At 42.6% G+C, this 23,010-nt stretch carries 17 protein-coding genes and 1 tRNA gene; 1 reads left to right on the forward strand and 17 read right to left on the reverse strand.

Features of this window, described 5'->3' with window-relative positions; translation table 11 throughout:
* Nucleotides 1-21 precede the first annotated feature (21 nt).
* The 3 genes from H509_RS26545 to H509_RS0100515 are packed head-to-tail and all read right to left on the reverse strand — an operon-like array spanning nucleotide 22 to nucleotide 3,839.
* Nucleotides 22-852 (reverse strand): ATP-binding protein, encoded by an 831-nt coding sequence (locus H509_RS26545; RefSeq protein ID WP_051286737.1) that lies wholly within the window; start codon nucleotides 850-852, stop codon nucleotides 22-24.
* A complete protein-coding gene (locus H509_RS0100510; RefSeq protein WP_028543339.1) occupies nucleotides 845-3,010 on the reverse strand; it encodes a Mu transposase C-terminal domain-containing protein in 2,166 nt (721 codons plus the stop codon). The genes H509_RS26545 and H509_RS0100510 overlap by 8 nt, the downstream gene beginning before the upstream one ends.
* Nucleotides 2,994-3,839, reverse strand: coding sequence for a heteromeric transposase endonuclease subunit TnsA (locus tag H509_RS0100515; RefSeq protein WP_028543340.1), 846 nt, complete (start codon nucleotides 3,837-3,839; stop codon nucleotides 2,994-2,996). The genes H509_RS0100510 and H509_RS0100515 overlap by 17 nt, the downstream gene beginning before the upstream one ends.
* 223 nt (nucleotides 3,840-4,062) lie before the next feature.
* Here H509_RS0100515 and H509_RS0100520 point away from each other — a divergent pair, with 223 nt between their 5' ends.
* Entirely contained in the window at nucleotides 4,063-5,403 is a 1,341-nt protein-coding gene (locus tag H509_RS0100520) for a hypothetical protein (protein ID WP_028543341.1), read from the forward strand.
* Nucleotides 5,404-5,998: 595 nt separating this feature from the next.
* Here the strand turns inward: H509_RS0100520 and H509_RS0100525 are convergent.
* From H509_RS0100525 to H509_RS0100590, 14 genes are all read right to left on the reverse strand, one after another.
* On the reverse strand, nucleotides 5,999-7,318 hold the full coding sequence (locus tag H509_RS0100525) for a DNA polymerase III subunit epsilon (RefSeq protein WP_028543342.1): 1,320 nt from the start codon (nucleotides 7,316-7,318) through the stop codon (nucleotides 5,999-6,001).
* 256 nt (nucleotides 7,319-7,574) lie between these two features.
* Nucleotides 7,575-7,868, reverse strand: coding sequence for a GNAT family N-acetyltransferase (locus H509_RS23905; protein WP_342663628.1), 294 nt, complete (start codon nucleotides 7,866-7,868; stop codon nucleotides 7,575-7,577).
* A 253-nt stretch (nucleotides 7,869-8,121) separates the two neighbouring features.
* Nucleotides 8,122-8,595 (reverse strand): DUF2716 domain-containing protein, encoded by a 474-nt coding sequence (locus H509_RS0100535; protein WP_028543343.1) that lies wholly within the window; start codon nucleotides 8,593-8,595, stop codon nucleotides 8,122-8,124.
* A gap of 141 nt (nucleotides 8,596-8,736) precedes the next feature.
* Nucleotides 8,737-9,270, reverse strand: coding sequence for a GNAT family N-acetyltransferase (locus H509_RS0100540; protein WP_028543344.1), 534 nt, complete (start codon nucleotides 9,268-9,270; stop codon nucleotides 8,737-8,739).
* Nucleotides 9,271-9,901: 631 nt separating this feature from the next.
* Nucleotides 9,902-10,240, reverse strand: a complete 339-nt coding sequence (locus H509_RS0100545) for a helix-turn-helix domain-containing protein (protein ID WP_028543345.1) — start codon at nucleotides 10,238-10,240, stop codon at nucleotides 9,902-9,904.
* Between the two features lie 176 nt (nucleotides 10,241-10,416).
* On the reverse strand, nucleotides 10,417-12,252 hold the full coding sequence (glmS, locus tag H509_RS0100550; RefSeq protein ID WP_028543346.1) for a glutamine--fructose-6-phosphate transaminase (isomerizing): 1,836 nt from the start codon (nucleotides 12,250-12,252) through the stop codon (nucleotides 10,417-10,419).
* A 971-nt stretch (nucleotides 12,253-13,223) separates the two neighbouring features.
* Nucleotides 13,224-14,564, reverse strand: a complete 1,341-nt coding sequence (gene glmM / locus H509_RS0100555; protein WP_028543347.1) for a phosphoglucosamine mutase — start codon at nucleotides 14,562-14,564, stop codon at nucleotides 13,224-13,226.
* A gap of 189 nt (nucleotides 14,565-14,753) precedes the next feature.
* Nucleotides 14,754-16,142: a CdaR family protein gene (locus H509_RS23910; protein ID WP_036695735.1), complete on the reverse strand. Its 1,389-nt coding sequence runs from the start codon at nucleotides 16,140-16,142 to the stop codon at nucleotides 14,754-14,756.
* Complete coding sequence (gene cdaA, locus H509_RS0100565) at nucleotides 16,135-16,959, reverse strand: diadenylate cyclase CdaA (protein WP_028543348.1); 825 nt, start codon at nucleotides 16,957-16,959, stop codon at nucleotides 16,135-16,137. The genes H509_RS23910 and cdaA overlap by 8 nt, the downstream gene beginning before the upstream one ends.
* A 161-nt stretch (nucleotides 16,960-17,120) precedes the next feature.
* Nucleotides 17,121-17,738, reverse strand: a complete 618-nt coding sequence (locus tag H509_RS0100570) for a polymer-forming cytoskeletal protein (RefSeq protein ID WP_028543349.1) — start codon at nucleotides 17,736-17,738, stop codon at nucleotides 17,121-17,123.
* Nucleotides 17,739-17,886: 148 nt separating this feature from the next.
* A complete protein-coding gene (gene sigW / locus H509_RS0100575; protein ID WP_028543350.1) occupies nucleotides 17,887-18,453 on the reverse strand; it encodes an RNA polymerase sigma factor SigW in 567 nt (188 codons plus the stop codon).
* Nucleotides 18,454-18,472: 19 nt separating this feature from the next.
* Nucleotides 18,473-19,393, reverse strand: coding sequence for an EamA family transporter (locus H509_RS0100580; RefSeq protein WP_028543351.1), 921 nt, complete (start codon nucleotides 19,391-19,393; stop codon nucleotides 18,473-18,475).
* A gap of 147 nt (nucleotides 19,394-19,540) precedes the next feature.
* Nucleotides 19,541-22,333, reverse strand: a complete 2,793-nt coding sequence (gene ppc / locus H509_RS0100585) for a phosphoenolpyruvate carboxylase (RefSeq protein ID WP_028543352.1) — start codon at nucleotides 22,331-22,333, stop codon at nucleotides 19,541-19,543.
* A 585-nt stretch (nucleotides 22,334-22,918) separates the two neighbouring features.
* Nucleotides 22,919-22,992 (reverse strand) — tRNA-Gly (locus H509_RS0100590).
* Nucleotides 22,993-23,010 lie beyond the last annotated feature (18 nt).

Consider the following 23,010-nt stretch of genomic DNA (forward strand, 5'->3'; position numbering starts at 1 on the left):
CCGGAACACCGATTGTATTAATCAGCTGTGTAAATAATTAAGCATCCTCTCGGCACCGCCGCTTTTCATGAAACTCAAATTCTGAATTTCATCTATTACTAGCACTCCAAGTCCATGAAGTGTCGCTAGATGCGCCATGACTGGTATTAGTATGTCGACGGAAGATCTTTTAGAAGCAAACTTTTGAAAGTAATTTGTCCCCAAATGCGAGTCCATCGCCTGGAGAAAATTCAAACATAATCCCTTCAGGGACCCGTCAAAGGGGCAATTTAGTTTGAGCCATACCAGTTGTTTGCGGATAAATGGCAAATCTTTATAAGAAACATGATGAACCACTTGAGGGTATAGTAACAAAGAACTTTCGATGGCAGTCGTCTTACCTTGACCACTAACGCCAAGTATTGCAAACCCTGCTGCTGTTGATCGAACACCAGCTAAATTCTTTCCATTTGAATCTACACCTGCTTCCAGAATGTTTTTGAATCCTACATGGAATTGACGAACCGATTCTGGTGAAAATGGATTTCTCGCCTTATAACCATGGCGAATTAGCCTGGATAATCGTTGTTCGACCAGGAGATGTGATGGCAATGGTTCAACGTAATCAGAAATCTGTTGAACCAGATGCAACCTTGTCTGTTTACCAAGTTTACGCTGTTCCTCGTCATAATCAGGGTATTTTGCAATACTTGAAATCACACATTGGTCTTCGAAAATAGGAGGTAATGCTTCAATAAATGGATTATCTCTGTAGCCGGCAATGTCTTGAGGTAAGTAATCCGCTTCTACTTGCCGGCCTACTAGGCTTGGGGAGTACTGATACTTAGCTTCCTGCAACATTTTTCTAGCCATGACTTTTATCCTCCTTGGATTTCACACTTGCCAGTAAACCTAATTTAGATTTAGGTCGATACGATTCGATTGAGGTTACATTATCATCGAATTCCTCAGCGATTCCAGCTGGTTTATCTAACTCGTATGATTGAGCTTTACGGATCTTATCACGTTCTTCCGCTCTATTTGCCTGTATACCTGTTCTTCGTTCGGTATTAGTCAAGAAGGCATCCTTTTCATCTTCCATCCGTTGCTTTGCTTTCTTTGCAATTGCCTCAAGTTTTGCGTTGAGTGCCACTTCATCCTGTAACTCCGTAGAGCGATAAATGCTACGATTTAATTTCTCATAGTATCGTATTTCTTTAATCTCTTCTAAGGAGAGATCTCGATACCTTGAGGACTTATCTAACAGGAAGCATTTGATAAAGCTCTTTCCATTATCTGTTTTAACATAAACCTGATTCATACATCTCCTGTCATAAGCAATTATGGTTTTAATAGATTTCCCTTTCACAAACCATCCTTGACGAATAAGCTCCTCGCAGCCAAAATACATTCCCTCGTAATAAATCCCTTCTCTACTTGCAGTTACCGTCGCCTCAGGCAGCACATTCAATCGAACAACGTCAGGGTTAATTTCTTTGAGAAAGTGATTGTGAGCGACTCCCCAAAGCCAAATATCCCGTGCTACAGGCCTAACTCTGTCCAGAGTCTGTGCCTTATCCAAAGGATAATATTCCATATAACGGGAGTTGTTGCGATAGAGTATCATTTCAATAAACATGGCCGTAAAATCCTTAAGCGTCAGCTTAGCATCTAGCACATAATCCGGTCCGCCTCGCTTGGTGTACTCCTTCTTTATCGCTCCCGGCATCCAAGGCTGAAGCGTCAGATTCAAAGTCCTGAACTGTTGCTCAACAATTCCTTTCAAATCCGCGCGGTATGGCGGCGCATTTTTAAGTTTAATTCCAAACGCCTTTCCCATTGAATCTGCGTTCTTACTCTCCATTTCTCCACGGTCCGCATAAAAGTTCTCCGGCATATAGTGACAGGGCCACTCATCAGACTGTATCGAAATATCAAACTGGGCACAGAATTCGACTTTATCTACAACCGTATTCTCGATTGCCATCATTACACCTTGCCAAGATGGTCCTTCTAATCCTACATAAAACCCAACGATCATATGACCCCATACATCCACAACAATGTAAACAACAGGTCTTCCGATTATCAAATTCGGGTCATCCGAACTAACCAAATACACATCCGCAACTGTGGCATCTATCTCGAATATCTGGCCAGGTCCAGTTGCTTTTCGGGTCTCAGAACCCAACAACGGCCGAAAATCTCTACTGAAGCTTACGTTCCCTTCTCTAGCTATCAATTTTGTTCGCTTGGAATAATGGGTCCGAATATGGTAGCGTAGTTGTGCGATACTTGGTACCTTGTATTCAGGTGGTATGATTGGAATTTCGACCTTGTTTCTTATCTCAGTATTGATCGCATAATAATCTTTCAGCATCTGAACATATGTAAATTTTACGGAGTCCCGCCGATTGATTTTTAGATAAATATCTCGGATGACTCTGTCGAATATCTTGCGGGTCCCTTCACTGACAAGCACACCTTCCATCTCCGGACTGACCGATTTTTTCGTTTCTCTTGGTCTACCCATTTTCTGAGTTGGATTTTTTTTAAAGCCTGGCTTTCCACAGTTTCGAAAGCGCGGAATTAAAGCATTTACCATTTTGCCTCCCGTCCAATAATAGTGAAGGTATTTATAATAGAGATTCTTACCTTTTCCAGTCTCACTAATTGCCTTCTTGATCATCTGGTATCTTTCCGTCGGGTTAAAGATATTAGGTTCTATTTCAACCATTTCACTTATAAGTCCCCAAGCATGGTCTCTCACTTGAATCTCCTTAAGGGTCAGTTTTTCGTCGGGGACCATAAATTTAGAATAGGGGTCATGCTCACGTTTTGTTAAAGTACCATTATCAATTTCCAACCGCATTGCAGAAAGGCTCTTCATTCGGGGAACCCCCCTCTTATCGATAATTGAGATCACCACAACAACATCTTTCTCATGGTTGATCCATAGCACTCTTTCACAATCTACTAATTTGGCTTCCTGATCCCGTCGATCAAAGAGGTTATTAACGAACAAATTCATGACCTATCCCTCCAATTTGATAATGGTTATGAAAAACTTTTAACGGTTTAAGAGTAGGAATGATCATTTTGTTCATATCGATGATCCATAACCGGTTTGCTATCAAGTGCCTTACAATAAACATGCTTGTCCCGGGCGTTAGACCTTCCTTGCAGTCCAATTCTAATGTAGTTTTAGCCAGCGGCTTGTCTTGGCATTCAATCGCATTGAATAGGACAGGCTCGAGTTGTTCAATTAATTTCGGTGTGACCTGACTCCCCTCGATCTGTCTTGCCGCGTGAAGCCATTCAACATTTTTAACGAGATCATAATTAATTTGATACTCAGTGATGAGTGCCCATTCGATCCCAATATCTCTATAATACGATTTCTCAATCTCTAGCTTCTCCAGAACTCTTTTATTTAATTTTGATTTTGGCTTTATGGAGTGAGCCACAAAACGTATGTCATCATTATCATGAACTGTCAACAGCATGTCTGTTGTCATAACGATTGGATGCTTTGATTTAGGATCTACGGGGTGTCTTACATCAAGTTTGCCAGCAATATATAACGTCTTTTCCAAAGGCAGTAGTGGATACTGTTCACGAATATCACAAACTTTAGAAGACCACTCCAATTGATAGTGATGTGCCAACTCAAAATGCTCGGAAAAGTAGTGATGAAGTCGATTGCTCTTCCATCCCATTGTCCGAGTCACCACTCCCTGGGATGGTACATCATGAATGGTGAGCCAAGGTTTATACTCGGCGAAATGACCTTTTCCCCTGCCTTCTTTTAGTCTCCTCTCAATTACGGACTGCGTAATAATACGCCTGCGTTTACTCATCTTATCCCCCTCTTTCTTTTGATTTCACCCTCCATACCCACAGTAATATCCAATATTTATTAGAACAATAACAATATATATTGGTAAATCGATATATTATTTTCTCTGTATTACAGCTTCTATCATTCTGATGGCTACTAGTAGTAGTATAAAGAATGATGAGGCATAGGAATGGCGCAACATTATCCACTTATGGCGCAAATTTGATGGGGGGACAATGAGAATGAGTACGAGTGTACATACATATGAAACAGATAATGCCACATGGCGAGAAGAGTTTGAAAAAGCTTATGTAGAGTGGGTAGATTTAGAACTCATAAAAACCTTACTAGAAAGTATTGATTGTTCTGTTCGTTTTTTGTGCGATTCCATTAATGATACAACTCGGTGGCCATCCAAAATAAATAAAACCCTCAGGACAGTTAGCTATCCGAGAGTCAGGGATACTGCCGATTTTTTGGGTATTCCTCCGTGGTTACTTTTCAATCACCAGGAAAAGAACAGCAAGATCAAGGGGCTATTTTCAAGGATCAACTCTATTCTTACACCGATTGATTTACCGTATTTCAGTGAGTACGAGAATCTTTATGATGACTTCAATTACGAGCTTTCCAAAAGGATTCCTGAAAAGGAGTTTGACATTTTAACTGGCATGCTCAAAAACATATTAGGCTATAAGCATTACCACGAAGTAATTGCTGGTAACTGGAAGTCAGTAGTCAGTTATTTCAATGATATTCATCAGGATTTTTCAGGTGGAGCAAGATTTTCCTACAGAGACCCGGATGCTATTTTAAAAGGATCATTACGCATTAACTTTACAACTAGTCCCCGAAATAAAAGGGTATTGATGAAGGCAGGGTGGCTGTCAATAGAGACTGACACAACGAAACCAGAACATTCATTAACAATTAACAGGCTACTTACGACGATAATAAATGACATGGAATGGATTTTTGATCAGCAGCCTTGGATATTCGAAATAGCATCTGAAGGTAAAAAAATCAATCTGCTGACCTGGCACAATTTAAGAACTTCAAACGATTATTATGAAAAAATAGCTGATATCATACATCGCAAATTACCTGATGCAAATTTCTCGATGAACATTGGTGAAAGACACGGTGTTTCATCATACTTGTTTTCACAGAACGACCCATTTAATGAATTCATCCAAATCATTAAGTCGGATGTGAAGCATCTCAGGAAGCAGAAAACACGAAAAACAAATACACTTCAGTTACTGTATGAGAAAGGTGTTATACAATATGGAGATAAGATCATATTACTTCCTACGAATAAGACCAAGGGCCTTCTACTAGATGAGAAAATGTCAATAGCGTGGATTATTATTATAAATAACAAACCAGCGGTAAGATGGGAATATGACAATAATGTATATTCCATATCAAGATTAACAGAGATTATTTTTGTTGAAATCGCGCAACAAGTTCACTTGCTGAAACATCATCTGAATGGGTCAAAGTACTGGGGTTTAAGTGTGCATGGACAATCATTATTCTCTTTGGCCAGACAGGAAAATAACAAAGAGGCCCGCCAATAACCTGACAGGTCTCTTCGTTTATCACACTATTAGGCAAGCATTCATCACGTTTACCGTTCATCTTATTGAGGCTACCGATCAATTTCGATGCAGTCCATGTAGTAGTTAATAGTATATCCAAGTTCTGCAAAAGCAATTTTATCAAATGAATAAGTATGATCTTAATGGCAGCTAGCTCAAAGAGGCTGCCTCTTCATGTCGGCAGTCTCATCCTGGCGCTTGTTAAGCTATAGTGTCCGTTAGTTTAGTACCTAATATTCTCATACGAATAACGGTTTGGAGAAATACTCTTTATGGATTACGAAGAAGGTGAACTATAATATGAGCACTGAAACTAAACCCCATAAAAACAACCCAAATTTAAGATTGCACGACCCGAACGATCAAGGAAGAGCTAGAATACAAAATAATTCGAAGTAAAGCCGACATTCCCAACTTAAAATTATGAATGAATCACCGATCCTGGTCTACATGACTGGGTTCAGCAAACTGAAACCTATTGCAATGACCGAATTACTGTCGCTCAATGTGTAAAAGCAGATTGAAATGTTTGGAAATTTAAAACTCCCTCGTTAAGGAACCCTTTGTATGCCATTTACTTTTGTTTCAATTCTAGCGCTTTTGCTCGACGGTCTCTCATGCCGATAATGATATTTTGGTTCACGTTTATTTTTTCAGCACGTAAGCGCTCAATACACTCGTCTATGATAGCAACTTCGTTATCATAATCTTTCAATTTACGAAACACCATAGCATACGATATGTATAGCGCAGGTGCGTTGTAGCCGTTATATCTTGCTTTATCGAACAACTCGATAGCTTTTTCTAAGTTGCCCATCTTACGTTCTTTATCCCCTTTTTCCCAGTATGGCATACCCTCGTCGATACCTCTATCCCAGTTGTGTATATTCTTTATTTCAGATAAAGGTACGCGTAAGTGAACGGGGTTAATAGAAGAAGATTCGTTCTTTTTTAATACAACAGCGCCATATTGTTCTTTTAGAAACTTCCATACATCAATCAGATGATATGTAGGTATGTTTCTACCTAATTTCTCTAACGCTTGTTGTTGATCTATCTCATAATTTTGGACTTCATCGTCGCCTACATATATCCATGCACTAACGGACTTAGCATATTTGCTCCTTAGTATATTCTTCCCACTTCCTATCAGAAGAGCATTAGTTTCGTCTTGATACTTCTCTAGGTTTCCACCGTAAATTACGTTGATTTCATCTCGTATATTGCGTGTAATGAATACAACAGCTTTCAAGTTCTTGTCTTCTACTTCGTCAAAGGTTCTTGCCTTTTGTCCGAAGTAATGTTCCTCAATTTCATTTGCAAATAACACAGGAGCAGTTTCAAATTTTAATTCGGGTGTGTTAGGGCTACGAGAATAACCATTAGCACGATTAACAAACAACGGAATTACACGATTTGTTAATCTATCGTTTGTTTCGTTTAACACCCTAGCCATTTCTTTACTTTCAAATTCAATAGCTTCGTCCTCTGTTAATCCAGTTGAAACAAAACGAGAGTCGGTTTCGTATTGCTTGCGAATTTTTTCAGCTTCATAAGCTCTTGTATGATATTCTTTATAACGATTTCCTCGGCCTTTACCTACATAAAAAATCTCGCCAGTTTCTTTGATGAACCATTCATATACATAAAAATCAGTCGCGGTACTACCAGTAGATACTCCAACATGAGAAGAAGAAATTGTAATACTTCCGTTCTCATAGTTTGGTTTGAGGTTGATAGAAATACCTGATCCCTTTTTCTTGTTTCCATTTTCTTCTTCCATTTCACCATCTTTTGTTTTATCATTCAGCTTTCTCATTTCTTCGAAAGAGTTTTGATTTTCTTCTTGTTCATCTTTCTTTTTGTTCCCGAAAAGTTTATCGAATAATCCCATAGGTCTCCCCCTTTTTTTGCTTCCTCGCTACTCCTCATGGGTTAGATAAACAGCGATTTTATTTGGAGAAGTGTTCGGTAAAAATATAGTTTTAGACTGGAGTTGTTGATTTAACGCTGTTTTGAATTGATGAATCATCAGCTTTTGAAAAATAGTTTTTAGACTGAATCATAAAAAGAAGCAGCAGCGGACCAAGACTGGAAAAAATAAAGTTTTAGACTGCCGCTGTAGTCATTCAACTAACGTATCCGTTAGCTTAGTCTTTTTTCCTCCATAATCCTCCGGAACAAGGTGTGAATCCACTCTCTGAATAGAATGACGTGTGTTTTGAATCGTATGTCAACGTCACAATTTCTAACCCGAACTGCTCCGCCTCTTGAAGTAATTTCTTCACTAAGGCTTGCCCTATTCCTCTCTTCTGAAATTTAGGATGCACAATTATGTCCTCCATATAGCCATGTTGCAATCCCATTCCTGCAACATAGCCAAATGCTATAAGCTCAATGTTTTTTTTCATCTCGAAGACCAGCCCAAAAGTTGCAACGTTCAAATATAGCAGGGTAATCAGCATGTCTGCCGTCCCATCCCACTAACTCTCTTAAAGTTGGTACTTCATGCGGTTCTATAGGCAGATTTATTACTATCTCTCGACTCAGCGATCTATCCCCTTCCGCAATACTTCTTTATCTGGAATTCTCCATCATATTGAAACTATCCTGCCCGTTAGTTGAGAAAAGGCTGCCATGTGGCAGCCTTGATGAAATTGAACTATAGTGTACCGTTAGTGGAACGAGGCGTACCTTTTAACTTCTTCGTACGACTGCCCCAAATAATGATGGCTTGTTGATTTCGATCTGGCGTACTAACTCCGCTCCAAATAAAGTAATAGTGTGTTCCCAAGGGTGTCCCAAGTATCCCCACTTAAAATCTTTTTGCAAGAAAAAATAATAATCGCCGTCTGGATAAAAAGATAATGTCCAGTCCGCTGACCCCTTTTCTAAGTGTGGATTATAAAAGAAGGATTCATGTTGCCAGTCTAAGGCATAGATATACTCACTCGGTTCAGTTAATGCTCTGAGGGTTTTAACACACTTTTCCTCTAAATCATCAAGGTCAGAATCCGTATAATCGGTTATTTTGTAGGTAATATAAGGATTCGGCAAGGTAAAAGATGGCCAATCCTTACTATGAACACTCGGTCTAAAATTGAAGGACTCATAGAAATTATCCCATACAAAGTGGTCTTGATCATCGCTCAATGGAATCCAATTTTTCATTTGAAACACTCCTCATTGCACTTTCCGTTATCATACCATTAAACTATCCTGCCCGTTAGCAAAACGCGGCTGCCGATATATGTCGGTAGTCGCGTTTTAGTTTTTTGCCTCTTCTTTGAATTACTTTCAATGTATCTTTTTTCACAATTCTTCTTTCAAGATAGCGTATTGATAGGTATCCTGCCAGACAGGCTGTCCGTTTCCTGTTGTTTTAAAAAATACTTCCTTCATGAAAATTCCTTCACGGCGCATCGATAGACGTTCTAATAGTCTCCATGAAGCTATGTTTTCAGGGTTACATAAAGCTATCACCCTATGTGCTCCTAATTCTTCAAAGCCGTACTTTAATATCCTTCGGCAAGCCTCTGTCGCATATCCTTGTCCATAATATGAAGGATTAAAAATATATCCAATCATCCAAGTAAGGAATTCTCTCGGCTCTTTCTGACTAAAATATATATGTCCAATCATTTTATTAGTATCTTTCAAACATACAGCTAAAAAAAGGTTATCCTTTGATCGTTCCTTCGCTATACTTTTGCATTCTTCTTCATTACTTACCGTTCCAGGCTCATACTCAAGAACACTTTCTTGAGATAGATATTCATGCAAATCTCTCCAATCCTCCGGTTTAAACTGGCGCACTACTAGCCTTTTTGATTCTATTAATATCATATTTTACAACTCCAGTTTATTTAGAATACTTATTCATAAGAAAATAAACGCACCAAGATACCTCTATTGACCTCCCCTTCTGAGTAAGTATTTAGGCTATTTCAGATAACGTCTTATTCACGAACTTCGTAAATACATATGTAGGATATTCGCGAAACTATTGAACTATCCTGCCCGTTAGTTTAACACTTTCGCCACTCTAATACTTTAATTTCCCAGTCTACAAATATATTTTCCGAGTCTAGTACTTTATTTTTCAGTCTAGTATTTTATTTTCTTTCGTCAAGAAGCAGGCATGATATGCTGCCTAGCATCGCGAAATACTTGTGCTTCGAAGCTCTCGCGAGTACTCATCCCCGCAGAGGTTCCATGTCAAATCGCTCTATTAGATTAGTAAACGTATATCACCACCAGTATAGCGAAGAGCCTTTTTTTATTTACTAACCATCCAGTTTTCAAATTTTATTTGACCAAGTGCATTAAAAATTTTACGAGTTAGGTCTTGCTGTTACATAGTATACAAGAAGAATATCTTATGGGTTATTTTCAAATAGTGAGTGGAGAATATTTTACGCTTACCCTAATATAAAATTACTAATTCGAGTATATACGAAGATAGCATTTATTCGAATTAGTATCGACTCAATTTCATCTTAATAAATGCAATAATCTCGTCTTGGTCATTTGCTTTTAATTTATCGAATAACAATAGCAAATCTGCTTCCTTTTCATTGACTTCATTCACACCAATAACCTTATTATTTGAGCTTGCAGTCCCAAGCACAAGCCATGCTAAATCGACATGGAATATAGAAGCTATTGAAATTATGATCTCAACCGAAGGTTTGTACTTGTCTTGCTCCACTTCACTCAGCGTAGCTTGTGAAATCCCCACTCTACTAGAGAAATCAATCTGATTCATTTCATTGAGCTTCCTGATCTTCTTAATACGTCGGCCTAGTGTTTCCATTCGAAATACCCCCTATAAATAATAAAGTCCCGATGAGCATTTGCATCACCGGGACTGACATAGATGGTTCACGACTTTTTTTACTGGTTCACGACTCTCTTTACTGGTTCATGACTTTTTTTACTAGTTCACGACTTTTTTATCACTGGACAATTTGTAATTACCATCAGCTAAACCTATTCAACCGTTACACTTTTCGCCAGATTACGCGGCTTATCTACGTCGTTGCCACGAGCAAGTGAAGCATAATAGGAGATTAGCTGCAATGGGATAACCGACAGTGCCGGGCTTAAATGTGCAAGTGTCGTCGGCAGTACAAACGTACCGTCTACCGCTTTCGACACAAGCTCAGCGTGAGCTTTGTCGGTGACGGCATAAACAACACCACCCCGCGCTTTCACTTCCTTGATGTTGCTAATCATCTTCTCCACCAATGAGGATTGCGTGACCAATGCAATTACTGGAATGCCCTCTTCAATCAACGCAAGTGTACCATGCTTCAGTTCACCAGCAGCGTAAGCCTCAGAGTGTATATAGGAAATCTCTTTCAGCTTCAGCGAGCCTTCCATAGCTACCGCATAATCAACGCCCCGACCGATAAAGAACAAATTATCGTGTGCGGCCATTTCTTCTGCAACCCGCTTCAATTCATCAGCTTGTGTTAGAATGCTCTCTACCTGCTCAGGTAGTGCTTCCATCGCAGCAAGCTGATGGCGCAGCTCAGCAGCTCCCATGCGCCCTGTCTGTTCCGCCCAATACAAGCTCAACAGCATAAATGCAATCAATTGTGACGTATATGCTTTCGTAGACGCAACCGCAATCTCCGGCCCTGCCCAAGTCACAATCGTGTCGTCTGCCTCCCGTGCGACAGAACTGCCAACTACATTCGTAATTGCAAGCACCGCAGCACCGCAGCGCTTTGCTTCACGGAGTGCTGCCAGTGTATCAGCTGTCTCGCCAGACTGACTGACCACGATTACTAACGTCTCCGGTGTAATGATCGGATTCCGATAACGATACTCGGATGCAACATCGGTCTCTACTGGAATCCGAATCGCTTGTTCGATCAACGTGCGTCCAACCAAGCCTGCATGGTAAGCCGTACCGCAAGCGACAATATGCACGTTGCGAATTTCTCGCAAGCGCTCATTGGTCAGCACCTTCAGCTCTGTCAATTTGACACCGCTCAAACCTTCCTGCAAACGACCACGCATTGTGTCGCGATATGCCTTCGGCTGTTCATGAATTTCCTTCAGCATGAAGTGGTCATATCCGCCCTTTTCCGCAGTCATCGCATCCCAATCGACAACAATCATTTCCCGAGAAATACTGTTGCCTTCAATCGTCATCAATTCGACAGCTTCCTTAGTTAATACAGCCATCTCATTGTCGTTTAATATATACACTCGGCGTGTATATTGTAAAATGGCGGGTATATCCGAGCCAATAAAATTCTCGCCCTCTCCAATACCAATAACAAGCGGGCTGGCGCAACGAACAGCCACAAGTCGGTCCGGTTCGTACTCAGTCAGCACACCCAGTGCAAATGCTCCACGAATGTAAGTAATTGCGCGCTGTACTGCCTTAACAATATCACCATCATATTCACGGGCAATCAGGTGAGAAATAACTTCCGTATCCGTCTCTGATATGAAGGGCACGCCTTGTGCCATCAATTCCTCTTTCAGTTCCATATAATTTTCAATAATGCCGTTATGCACAACAGAAAATTTCATTGTTGCATCTGTATGAGGATGTGAGTTTTCATCCGATGGCTTGCCATGTGTCGCCCAACGCGTATGGCCAATACCAACTCCCCCAGCAAGAGGTTCATCCTCTAATCGTGTTGCCAGGTTAGCCAATCTTCCTTGCGCCTTACGAATCTGTAGTCCTTCATTCGTAAACACAGCAATCCCTGCGGAGTCATAGCCGCGATACTCCAACTTGCTTAATCCATCCAACAATACTTCCTGCGAATTACGAGCTCCAATATATCCGACAATACCACACATAATACATAGCCTCCGATTGTGTGTCTGCACATAGCAGCGCAATCGAATCGTCAGCCTGTCCGTTGGTCCTTATCCATCCAGATTAATGGCTCTCCATCAGACTGGAGCTGTTATGCTGTTGTCTTGGCTGCTCATGACCAAATAAAACATTTATCATGCTCAAAAGTTCAACCTGTACTTGTTCCAGTCTGACAAAAACGAACATGAATACCGGAACCTGTCATATAGGCATATTTAAATAATGTGTCGCCCTTTGACACATTCGCCTCTTATACATCGTCCACCTGACCTGTTCAGCCATTAAGGCATAGACAGCACCATCAAACATTAACGGCACTTCCCCACTGGAAGTCCGCTTCGATTCCGATTAGGCGCGTATATGCTAGGCAGACCATTTAATTTAGTAAAATATTAATCCTATATAAATGATTCCTTCACGTATATGTGAACATAGTTGATCTTGTAACACATTACGATTCTATCCCTTACGCCATGCATAAGTAGACGCAAGTCAACCAATAAACAAAAAGATACATCACCAAGATCGAGTGCGTTGTCCAACAAGTTGCCTCATTGATTTCCGCTGTCTCGTTACGGTGCCGTTGGCACACCGGGAGGTCCCCGCCGAACAGGTTCGAACACCTCCACCTCGTCCACTTGTCGCTGGTTGCCGTCCGTAGCGTACAAGTGCTGGCGCTTATATGGCAAGCTTATCCTGCGATAAGCCTTCTAATATGCAGTCAACCCTGCCTTTCTATACATGAATAGGTATTACCTACTCCGACCGTCGTCCGGCTTCTTGACTTGGAGCAAGACTGACACGGCAGTTCATCACATGCTCCCGACAGGCGGAATATGCTCTATTATATGCAACCCGCTTCCGAATGGCAATACACAACCAAAAAAAGCTGCATCTCTCTTAGCACTACCACCAAGAGAAACACAGCTTTCAGAACGATAATTAATATATATTATTGCAATTCATTAATGACTACATCTGCAATCCGCTTCACATAAGCTTCTACAACATCTGCTTCTGGTCCCTCTGCCATAACACGGATGAGTGATTCCGTACCAGACGGACGTACCAATACTCGGCCATTATCTCCAAGCTCCGCTTCTACAGCAGCGATAACCTCTTCGATTGCGGCATTTCCAGCATACTTGCTCTTGTCACCTACACGGACATTCACAAGTACCTGCGGATACTTCCGCATCATAGCCTTCGCTTGTGACAACGATCTGTCGCTGCTCACTAATGTATCGACCAATTGGATGCCAGATAACATGCCGTCTCCAGTCGTTCCGTGATCAAGGAAAATGATGTGGCCGGATTGCTCACCGCCTAACGTGTAGCCACCACGTCGCATCTCCTCCATGACATACCGGTCACCAACTGCTGTCTTGGCAGACTTTAACTCATACTTCTCTGTCGCTTTGTAGAAGCCAATATTACTCATGACCGTAGTGACAATCGTGCTTGCAGGAAGGCGACCTTCACGGTTCATAGCATCACCGCAAATTAACAACAGGTGGTCTCCGTCCACTTCCTCTCCCAATTCATCAATCGCAATCAGACGATCCGCATCGCCGTCAAAAGCCAAACCAAGATTCGCCTTATGGCGAACTACTTCCTCACGCAAGCGCTCAGGGTGCGTCGAGCCACAATGATCGTTAATGTTCAACCCATTTGGCTCCGCCGCGATAGTAATAATCTCTGCACCCAAATCACGAAACAATTGTGGTGCAAGCTCATATGCTGCGCCATGTGCACAATCCAACACAATCCGGAGTCCTTCGAACGAATTTTTGACTGTTGTCTTCAAATACTTCGAATATTCCCACTTCAAATCCGTGTTTACAGTAACTGTACCTAAACCTTCACCTACAGGGCGAGGAAGTTCATCCGTTGCCGCATCAATTAGCGTTTCAATCTCCAGTTCCGTCTCATCTAGCAGCTTAAAGCCATCTCGACCGAAAAATTTAATTCCATTGTCCTCTACAGGATTGTGGGAAGCCGAAATCATTACTCCTGCATCCACACCCAGTGTACGCGTTAAGTATGCAACAGCAGGCGTTGACAGTACACCCAATTGAATGACATCTGCGCCTATTGAAAGCAGACCTGCTGTTAAGGAAGCCTCCAACATTCGGCCGGAGATGCGTGTATCCATCCCAATTAATACCTTCGGTTTCGTTACTTCCTTTGTTAGCACATATCCGCCGCAACGGCCGATTTTATAGGCTAGCTCTGCGGTTAATTCTTGATTTGCAACACCACGTACACCGTCTGTACCAAAATATTTCCCCATGTTGATAATCCCCTTCTAATTCATACTATTCTGACCCAGAATGCTTACCGTATTTAACACAAACCAAACCTACATGGTGCCTGATCTTTTTGATCTACTTCTGTACCCACATGTATTTGATACTGTTAATGTTAGTGTATCTATTTCTATTTGTCTTATATATTTAATCCCATTACGTATATCTGGATGTTAGCTTTCTGGATGGTCTTGCCCACCAGAATGCTCATTCTCATGGCTGTCTGTGTCCCGAACATTTCCCCCTGTGGCTGGGCGCTCTCCCTCAGGCTGTTGGCCGTCGGTTGTCGGATTAGGCGGCGTCACCGGGTCAGTCGTGGCCGGTACGTCCTTATCCTTAATCTCAATTGTCGCCGTATATCTCTCTCCATCCGCCAGACGGACAAAACGTGGCAGGTTTACTTGCAACGTGACCGCATGCTTACCCGGAGGCAAGTCATTGATGTTGGCAATCAATTGAATATCATCGACCGTCAATGCATCCACAACGCTCGGTGAGCCAACTACTGTTACGTTAAACTTACGGGAAGCCGGTTCCGTAATATTAGTAATCAGCTTATCGTTGACACCAGTAAGTGTGATCGGCACGCCTTCGATGACCCGCTTCTTATCTTGAGCGATGGTCACCTTAACAAGTATCGTACTTGGCTCCATTTTCTCAATGTTTGGCGGCGACGTCAACTTGACATTTACGTTGTAGGTACCAGGTGCCGAGAAGGTCGAGACATCCAATTGTGGAACATCATAGAATTCAATGGAATCGAGCGCAGCTTGAGGTCCATACAAAGTAACCTGATTCACGTTAGGCTCCAGTGCAGCAACCGACAATCCAGCAGGCAAGTTTCCTCTGACGTTCAACTGAAGTGGAACAGTCTTAAATGGCTTTGTAATCGGGATTTCCACCTCTACCACTGATGGCGTGATAATCGCGTTCTTAACCTCTCGTCCCGCTGCATCAAATGCCGTCAGCTTTACTTGTTTATGGAGAACCGATTCATTAGCCTTGCTAATATCAACGATGGCACTGACCGACCTGATCTCCTGCATACGAGAAGTAGGCAGTGTCACATGAACACGGTTTGAAGGCCTCACGATCGGCGTTCCTGCCTTGTAGCCATCCGCTGGCCTTCCCTCGGTCTTGATCAACACCTCATACTGCTTGGTCTGTACCTCTTCCAGCACCACCGTAACGGAAGAAGGCTGCATCGAACGCATATCTACTCCAAGCGGCACTTCATATTTCAAAGGGATACTATGCTTACCAGGACCGTATCCTGTCAGATCAAGTACAACTTTATAATCTTCAGGCAGTGCAGAAGTGATAGTTGTACGTTTCCCGCTTACTTGAATGCGTACATCGCTAGGGCTCATACTTCGCATCGCCAGTTGTTGTTCATCTAATCCAATCGTATTTATTTTAACAGAATCAATCCAGCGGGTTTCAAACAGAGATTGCTGCGTCACTGTATTTGGATCTTCCTTATGTACAACAGCAAACAACAATACTCCGAGCACAAGTGCGATAATTTTGGCCGCTGTATTGTTCATCAGCCACTTATCCATTTTGCTCACCCTTCCGCTTCCAGAACAAACGCAGTTCTTTCTTTACTTTAGGCTTTAGTTCTTCAAACAACTTTGAAATGAGCGACTCTTCCTTAATATCGCGAACTACCTGCCCATTTAACGCCAGTGACACTTGTCCCGTCTCTTCCGAGACAATGATGGAGATAGCGTCTCCGACCTCACTGATGCCAATTCCCGCTCGATGCCTCGTCCCCAACTCTTTGCTAATAAAAGGGTTCTCCGATAAAGGCAAATAACAGGCAGCAGCAGCAATCGAATCTCCACGAACAATAACAGCTCCATCATGCAGTGGTGTATTCGGTATAAAAATATTAATGAGCAGCTCTGAGCTCATTTGAGAGTGCATCGCAATACCTGATTCAATATATTCATTAAGACCTGTATTACGCTCAAAAACAATTAATGCCCCTATTTTTCTACGTGACATATAATTGACCGCTTTAATTAACTCCCCGATAACACGGCCAGTCTCATCAAGCTCCGAATTGGAGCGGCCGCCAAATAGCTTGCCTCGCCCGAGTTGCTCCAACGCTCTGCGCAGCTCCGGCTGAAATATAATAACAATAGCCAATACCCCAAAGGTGAACATTTGGTTCATCAGCCACTTCAGTGTATACAAATCAAACCAAGTGCTAATTGCCCAAGTTAATACGAGTACAAATATACCTTTAAGCAATTGTACCGCACGCGTTCCACGAATCAGAACAAGCAATTTATAAATTACGTAACTAACGATTAAAATGTCGATGACGTCCTTGATGGCGTCTTTCCAGCTCATGTCTGCAAAATAATTCATGAAGGTACCCCCGGAGTTCCCTATAAGATCGGCCTTCTCTATATGTATAACTATAACCTTTTCGTCAGCTGGACGCAAAATTCCTGCTCTGTGCACAAAAAACTCTCTCGCTAAAGACACGAGAGAGCCGTCATAAACTTGTATCCCCAGTCTACCTCACCTCACGGTGCGGTTGCATTACCTGGGAACAAACTTGAAATTTGATACCAAATCCAGCTCATAGCTTCATCTATTTGCTGTACGGATCCGGTGATGTGCGCCGTAGACGCCTGATATACTTTACCGTCAACAACAGTTACATTCCCTTCCACTTCACCATAAACCTCTGCGAGGCCGTTGTGGATGGTTAGGTCTCCTTTGACCACTTTGCCGTTCGGAACGATGACCTTGTTATCTTGAATGACAACTCCGTCGAGCTGTTGGCCTTTTACGAGCAATTGCTTATCAGCATTCCACATGCTTAGCGCACTCGTCATCATCACAAGTACGAAAACAGCGGCAACGGTTATGGCCGGATGGCGTCTCACCCACTTAAACATCGCGCTTTGCTTCTTAGGCTTGGGGATCACGCTCATAATACGTTCGGTCAATTCATCCGTTGTCGGCTGCAAACGATGATTGAATCCGTACAGCAGCTGTTCCGTTTCTTCCAACTGACGGAACCGCTCACGGCAAGCCGGGCATGCAAGCATGTGCTCTTTCAAGTCTAGTGCGCATGATCGCTCCAGATCGTCATCCAGTAAGTTGTGCATCAATGAGACGGCTTGTTTGCAATCCATTTGAGCCAAATCCTTTCATCAGGTGTTCAAACGAAAGCTCATGCCCACCTTGTCCGGCTATCCGAAAAAAGGCATGACAAGAACTTTTGTTGTTATACGATACGTCACGCACATCAAATCGTTTCAAAGTTTTAACCTGTTATTTTTTTCATATTTTGCGTTCGAGCTTTTTCCGTAAAAATTCGCGCCCACGATGTACTCGTGTTTTGATAGTCGTGACCGGCATATTCAACACATCACTTATCTCTTGAAGAGACATATCCTGCAAGTACCTCAAAACCATCACTGACTTGTATTTGGCAGGCAGGCTGTCAATTGCTTCATGGATCATTCGTTGCGTCTCACTCACAAGCAAATATGTCTCTGGTGTCCTGTCATCGCTAGGAATCATGGAATAACCATCAACACCCTCTTGGTCATTCATTTCTGCATCCAGAGAGTAACTTGGCTTTCTTTTCCGCAAACGATCAATGCACAAGTTCGTTCCGATCCGATAGATCCACGTCGAAAATTTCTGATTCTCATCATATCGATCCAGATTGCGATATACCCGCAAAAACGTATCCTGTACAACATCCTCAGCTTCATGCCTGTTGCTTAGCATTCGATAAGCGAGGTGAAAGATCTTGTCTTTATACAGTTCGACTATCTCGGCAAACGCGCTTGTATCCCCCTTACGGGCTAACATAGCAAGTCGTTTCTCTAACGTATCCACCAACAGTCTCCCTCCGTCCTCACTGCTCATTGTTGACCGTAATTCGTGTTGCCTTCTGCTCTGCAATGACGATACCGGCCAAAATAAGCAGGATGCCAAGCCATTGGAGCAACGTAACCTGTTCGTGAAGCAGCACATACGCCACAACTGTGACAACAGGCAGCTCCATTGCACATATCATGGAAGCTAGGCTGCTTCCAATGCGCGGGATGCCTATATTAAAGGTAACTGTCGGAATAATATGGGATAACGATCCCAACAGCAAGCCCCACAACAATAAGTGTCCCACGTCAGGTGGCAATGCCATTCCACCCGCAATAAAAGGTACATAAATGCCGTAAATAACAGGCAATGTCCCTGTCATCATCATCGCTGAACGCATGACCGGATCATGATGGGTCTTCATTTTGCCCGTTAAATATAAGAATAAACTATAAGTTATAGCTGAGGCTAGTCCAAGTATGATTCCAGCGAATGTAAACCTCTCCAGATTGTCGGACGTAATTCCTACAGCCAGCACGGTGCCAATCAGCACGATAAATATGGATAACCATTGATACCGATTAGGCCATGTTCTATGTGTCACACATTCCATAACCAACGTTATCCATGTAAATTGAAACAACAAAATAATAGCAAGCGAGGCATTCATTTGCTGAAGTGCACTGTTATAAAATATGGTGGTCAATGAGAGTCCAAATATGCCAATAAACAATAGCTTCCATCCACCGTTAGTAAATGGATTACGCCATGTATGTGGGCGTAGAAGCACCATAATCCATAACACGGCGGCCCCTACTGATATTTGGCTTACGGTAACTTGAGCCGTCGAATACCCTTCTGCAAAAGCAAGCTTTACGATTGATGATACAAATCCGTAGCTAGATGCCCCTATAAGCACAAAGATGACGGAGAGCCAATACATGGCACTCTTTTTCATGGATGTACAACTCCTTTGATCAGTGACACAGGAAAGTCGAGCCCTGCATAGCAAGACTCGACTGCATCATAGCTGCACTTTATGTTCACGGTTAACTGATTCGGTATCTACAGGTGTGTTGCATAAGGCACGCTCCAGTAGATACAATCAGCCTGTATTCCGAAGACCGGAAGCAATCCCGTTAATGGTCAACAACACCTCGCGCAGAAGCTCTGGATCATCCTGCTCCTGTTCGCGAAGCTGGCGTAATTCGGATAGCAATTGAACCTGCATGTAACTAAGCGGATCAACGTATGGATTACGCAGCTTAATCGATTCTTGAATAACGGGCACGTTATCCAAAATCTCTTGCTGACCTGTAATTTCCAGCAGCAGCTTTGAAGTGAGGTCGTACTCTTCTTGGATACACTTGAATATGCGCTCACGGATTGTGTCATCCTTCACCATAGCGGCATATTCTTTAGCAATGATCAGATCCGCCTTGGCCAATGCCATCTGCAAATTGTCAATCATGCTGCCAAAGAAGGAGTAGTTCTCATACATATGACGGAGCGTGTCCATGTTCTCCGCCTTGTTCTGGTAGAACGATTGCAGTGCTGTTCCGGCTGCATACCACGCAGGAAGCAAATAACGGCTTTGCGTCCATGAGAATACCCACGGGATCGCACGTAAGTCTTCGAAGCGGTCACTATTTTTGCGCTTGGAAGGCCTTGAACCGATATTAAGCTCGCCAATTTCCGGCAGCGGTGTTGACTCTTTAAAGTAGGTTAGGAAGTCAGGATCACGGAAAATAAGATCTTGATACTTCTGCTGCGCATCCTTTGAAATGTCAGCCATCCACGTTTCCCACTGCGGCTCACACGCTTCTCCCTGAGAGGTGCGCGCCATGACAGCAGCCTGTAGTAAGGCAGATGTTGCCTGCTCTAAGCTGCGATAGGCTATCCCTTGCATAGAGTAACGGGAGGATAGAACTTCCCCTTGCTCCGTGATCTTAATACCCCCACCAATCGTATGCGGCGGCTGTGCCAAGATGCTACGATTTAGCGGCATGCCTCCGCGACCGAGAGCTCCCCCACGGCCGTGGAAAAACTTCAGCTTGATGTCATATTGTTGCGCCACTTTTGTTAAATCGTTAAGGGCTACGCGCAACTCCCAGTTGGCAGTCAACATTCCGCCGTCTTTATTGCTGTCCGAATAACCAAGCATGATCTCTTGCAGGTTGTTCATCGCATCAATAGCTTGACGATAGACTGGCAGCTCGAATAAGCTCTTCATAATTCCAGGCGCCTCATGCAGATCCTCAATCGTTTCAAATAGAGGTACAGCCTGTAACGTACAATGAACGGTACCGTCAGAGTTCTTCCGGAATAAGCCTACTTCTTTCGAGAGCAGCATCACTTCCAGCACATCACTAGCACCCTGCGCCATGCTGATCAAATAGCTCGTAATACAGTTAACCCCGAACTCCTGTTGTGCCTCAAACACGATACGATACACATCAAGGCATTCCTTGGTCGCTTCACTATAACGAATGTACGGTGATGTTAAAGGTCGTGGATCGTTCAGAAGCTGATTTAACAAGTCAATCTTCTCTTGCTCTGGCAATGCACTGTAGTCCTTTACAATGTTCATGTTAGCCAGAATCTCAGTCATAGCGTTCTCATGTTCCTTGCTATGTTGACGAATATCTAATGTAGCCATATGGAAGCCGAACAATTCAGCTTGTCGGATTAATTTCTTAATGTGTGTATCTGCCGCGTAATCTGCAAAATGATGACGCAAGCTGCGATTAATAATAGACAGATCATCGATAAACTCCGTAACCGAGTTATATCGTTGGCTTGTCCCCTTTGTTTCATCAACCAATACATTACGCAGCTTCTCTAACATATAGGACAGCTTGACACGATAAGGCTCCTTGTCATTTAACCAGGCAGGAACGTATTTTAAAGTGACTTGCTGCTTATCAGATGCTATTGATTGAACCAACTCTTCGCTAACTTGCACAATCGTCGTACTAAAGCTTAACGAACGCATAATATCTTTCATACGTTCCTCATACTTTCTAATCGCTAAGCTGCGGTGCATCTCAAGTGTTTCCCATGTAACGGAAGCAACTACAGATGGGTTGCCGTCACGATCGCCACCAATCCACGACCCAAAGCGAAGATAAGTAGGAACGTGCCAGCTTCGACTAGCATAATACTTGTCAAGACAGCGCTCAAGTTCATGGTATACATCAGGAAGCACATCAAATAACGTCTCGTTAAAGAAATACAGTCCGTTACGTACTTCATCGATGACGGTCGGCTTTCGGTCACGCAGCTCGTCCGTTTGCCACAAAGTGATAACCTCGTTAAGCAACTGATCACGTAGTTGCTGACGTTCACGATAAGTGAGGGTTGGGTTGTCCAATTCCATAACATCATTAGCAATCCGCTTGTTAATGTCCAATATGGCACGGCGCATCGCTTCAGTTGGATGGGCTGTCATGACCAGCTCTAAAGAAATGCTGGACAGAATCTCCTCCAAATCTTCTACCGCCAACTTACGTTCCTTAAACTCAAGGATTATACTTTCTATCGAGCCTGGTTGAACCGTCTCCCCCGCAGATCGTTCATAATCCCGCTTACGGCGAATACGATGATTCTGTTCTGCGATGTTCACAAGCTGAAAATAAATAGCGAAAGCTCGAATTACTTGGTGACGAATTTCAGGATTTAACGTGTTGATGAGCTGCTTAAATTCATCGTACAACTCCGGCAAAAATACGGCACGCAGTGATTTACTTAATTCACGAATCTTCTCCACGATATTCAGCAACTCATTGCCGCCCTGATGGACGAGCACTTCGCCAAGGATATTACCAAGGAATCGAACGTCTCGCCGCAAAAGGTTGTTGGAATTCGCTTTGTTTGCGGTTAACGTTAAGTCAGTCATTCGTCTCCCCCTCTTATCCAACCCAGTTTGCACTGTTTTTTAGACTTTCTTACCATCATACTACAATCTGTGGCGAAAATCTTTACTTTTATTTGAAAAATCATAGTTGGTTTCATGACACGTCAGAGACACACTATCAGCTTATTGCCGATGCTGCCCGGCTTTGTACAGCGCCTTTCCTCGTTGTTTTGCTCCTACCTATCATCGTATGTTATTTATGAACAAACGATGCATTTATTGAATTGGTAATCATTATATTTCACAAATAGTAAGCGCATTCATTTTGCATTAAACGTACAAAATAGCCCGAATGTATTTCGTGGGAACACAATTTGATCCACCAAATTAAACTAGGGCGAAATATGATTCCGAGTAGCCTTAAGCTTCAACAGCACGTTCGCTCCTTATTACTGAATGAGCATCTTTCAGGTCTCAACATCGAACAATGAACTAACAAACCATTTTAAAGCAAACTACGTTCCTCATACTCAAAAATATATAAAAGAAGCATTAAACATGAGAATTGTAACAGATAACGGAAGAAAATAAAAAAGCCACCTTGTAAGGTGGCATCACTGTAAAATATGGAGCGGGTGATGGGAATCGAACCCACGCTATTAGCTTGGAAGGCTAAAGTTCTACCATTGAACTACACCCGCATATAGATGGTCGGGACG

Origin of the sequence: Paenibacillus taiwanensis DSM 18679 (genome assembly GCF_000425125.1) — a bacterium.
GTDB classification, from domain to species: domain Bacteria; phylum Bacillota; class Bacilli; order Paenibacillales; family Paenibacillaceae; genus Paenibacillus_B; species Paenibacillus_B taiwanensis.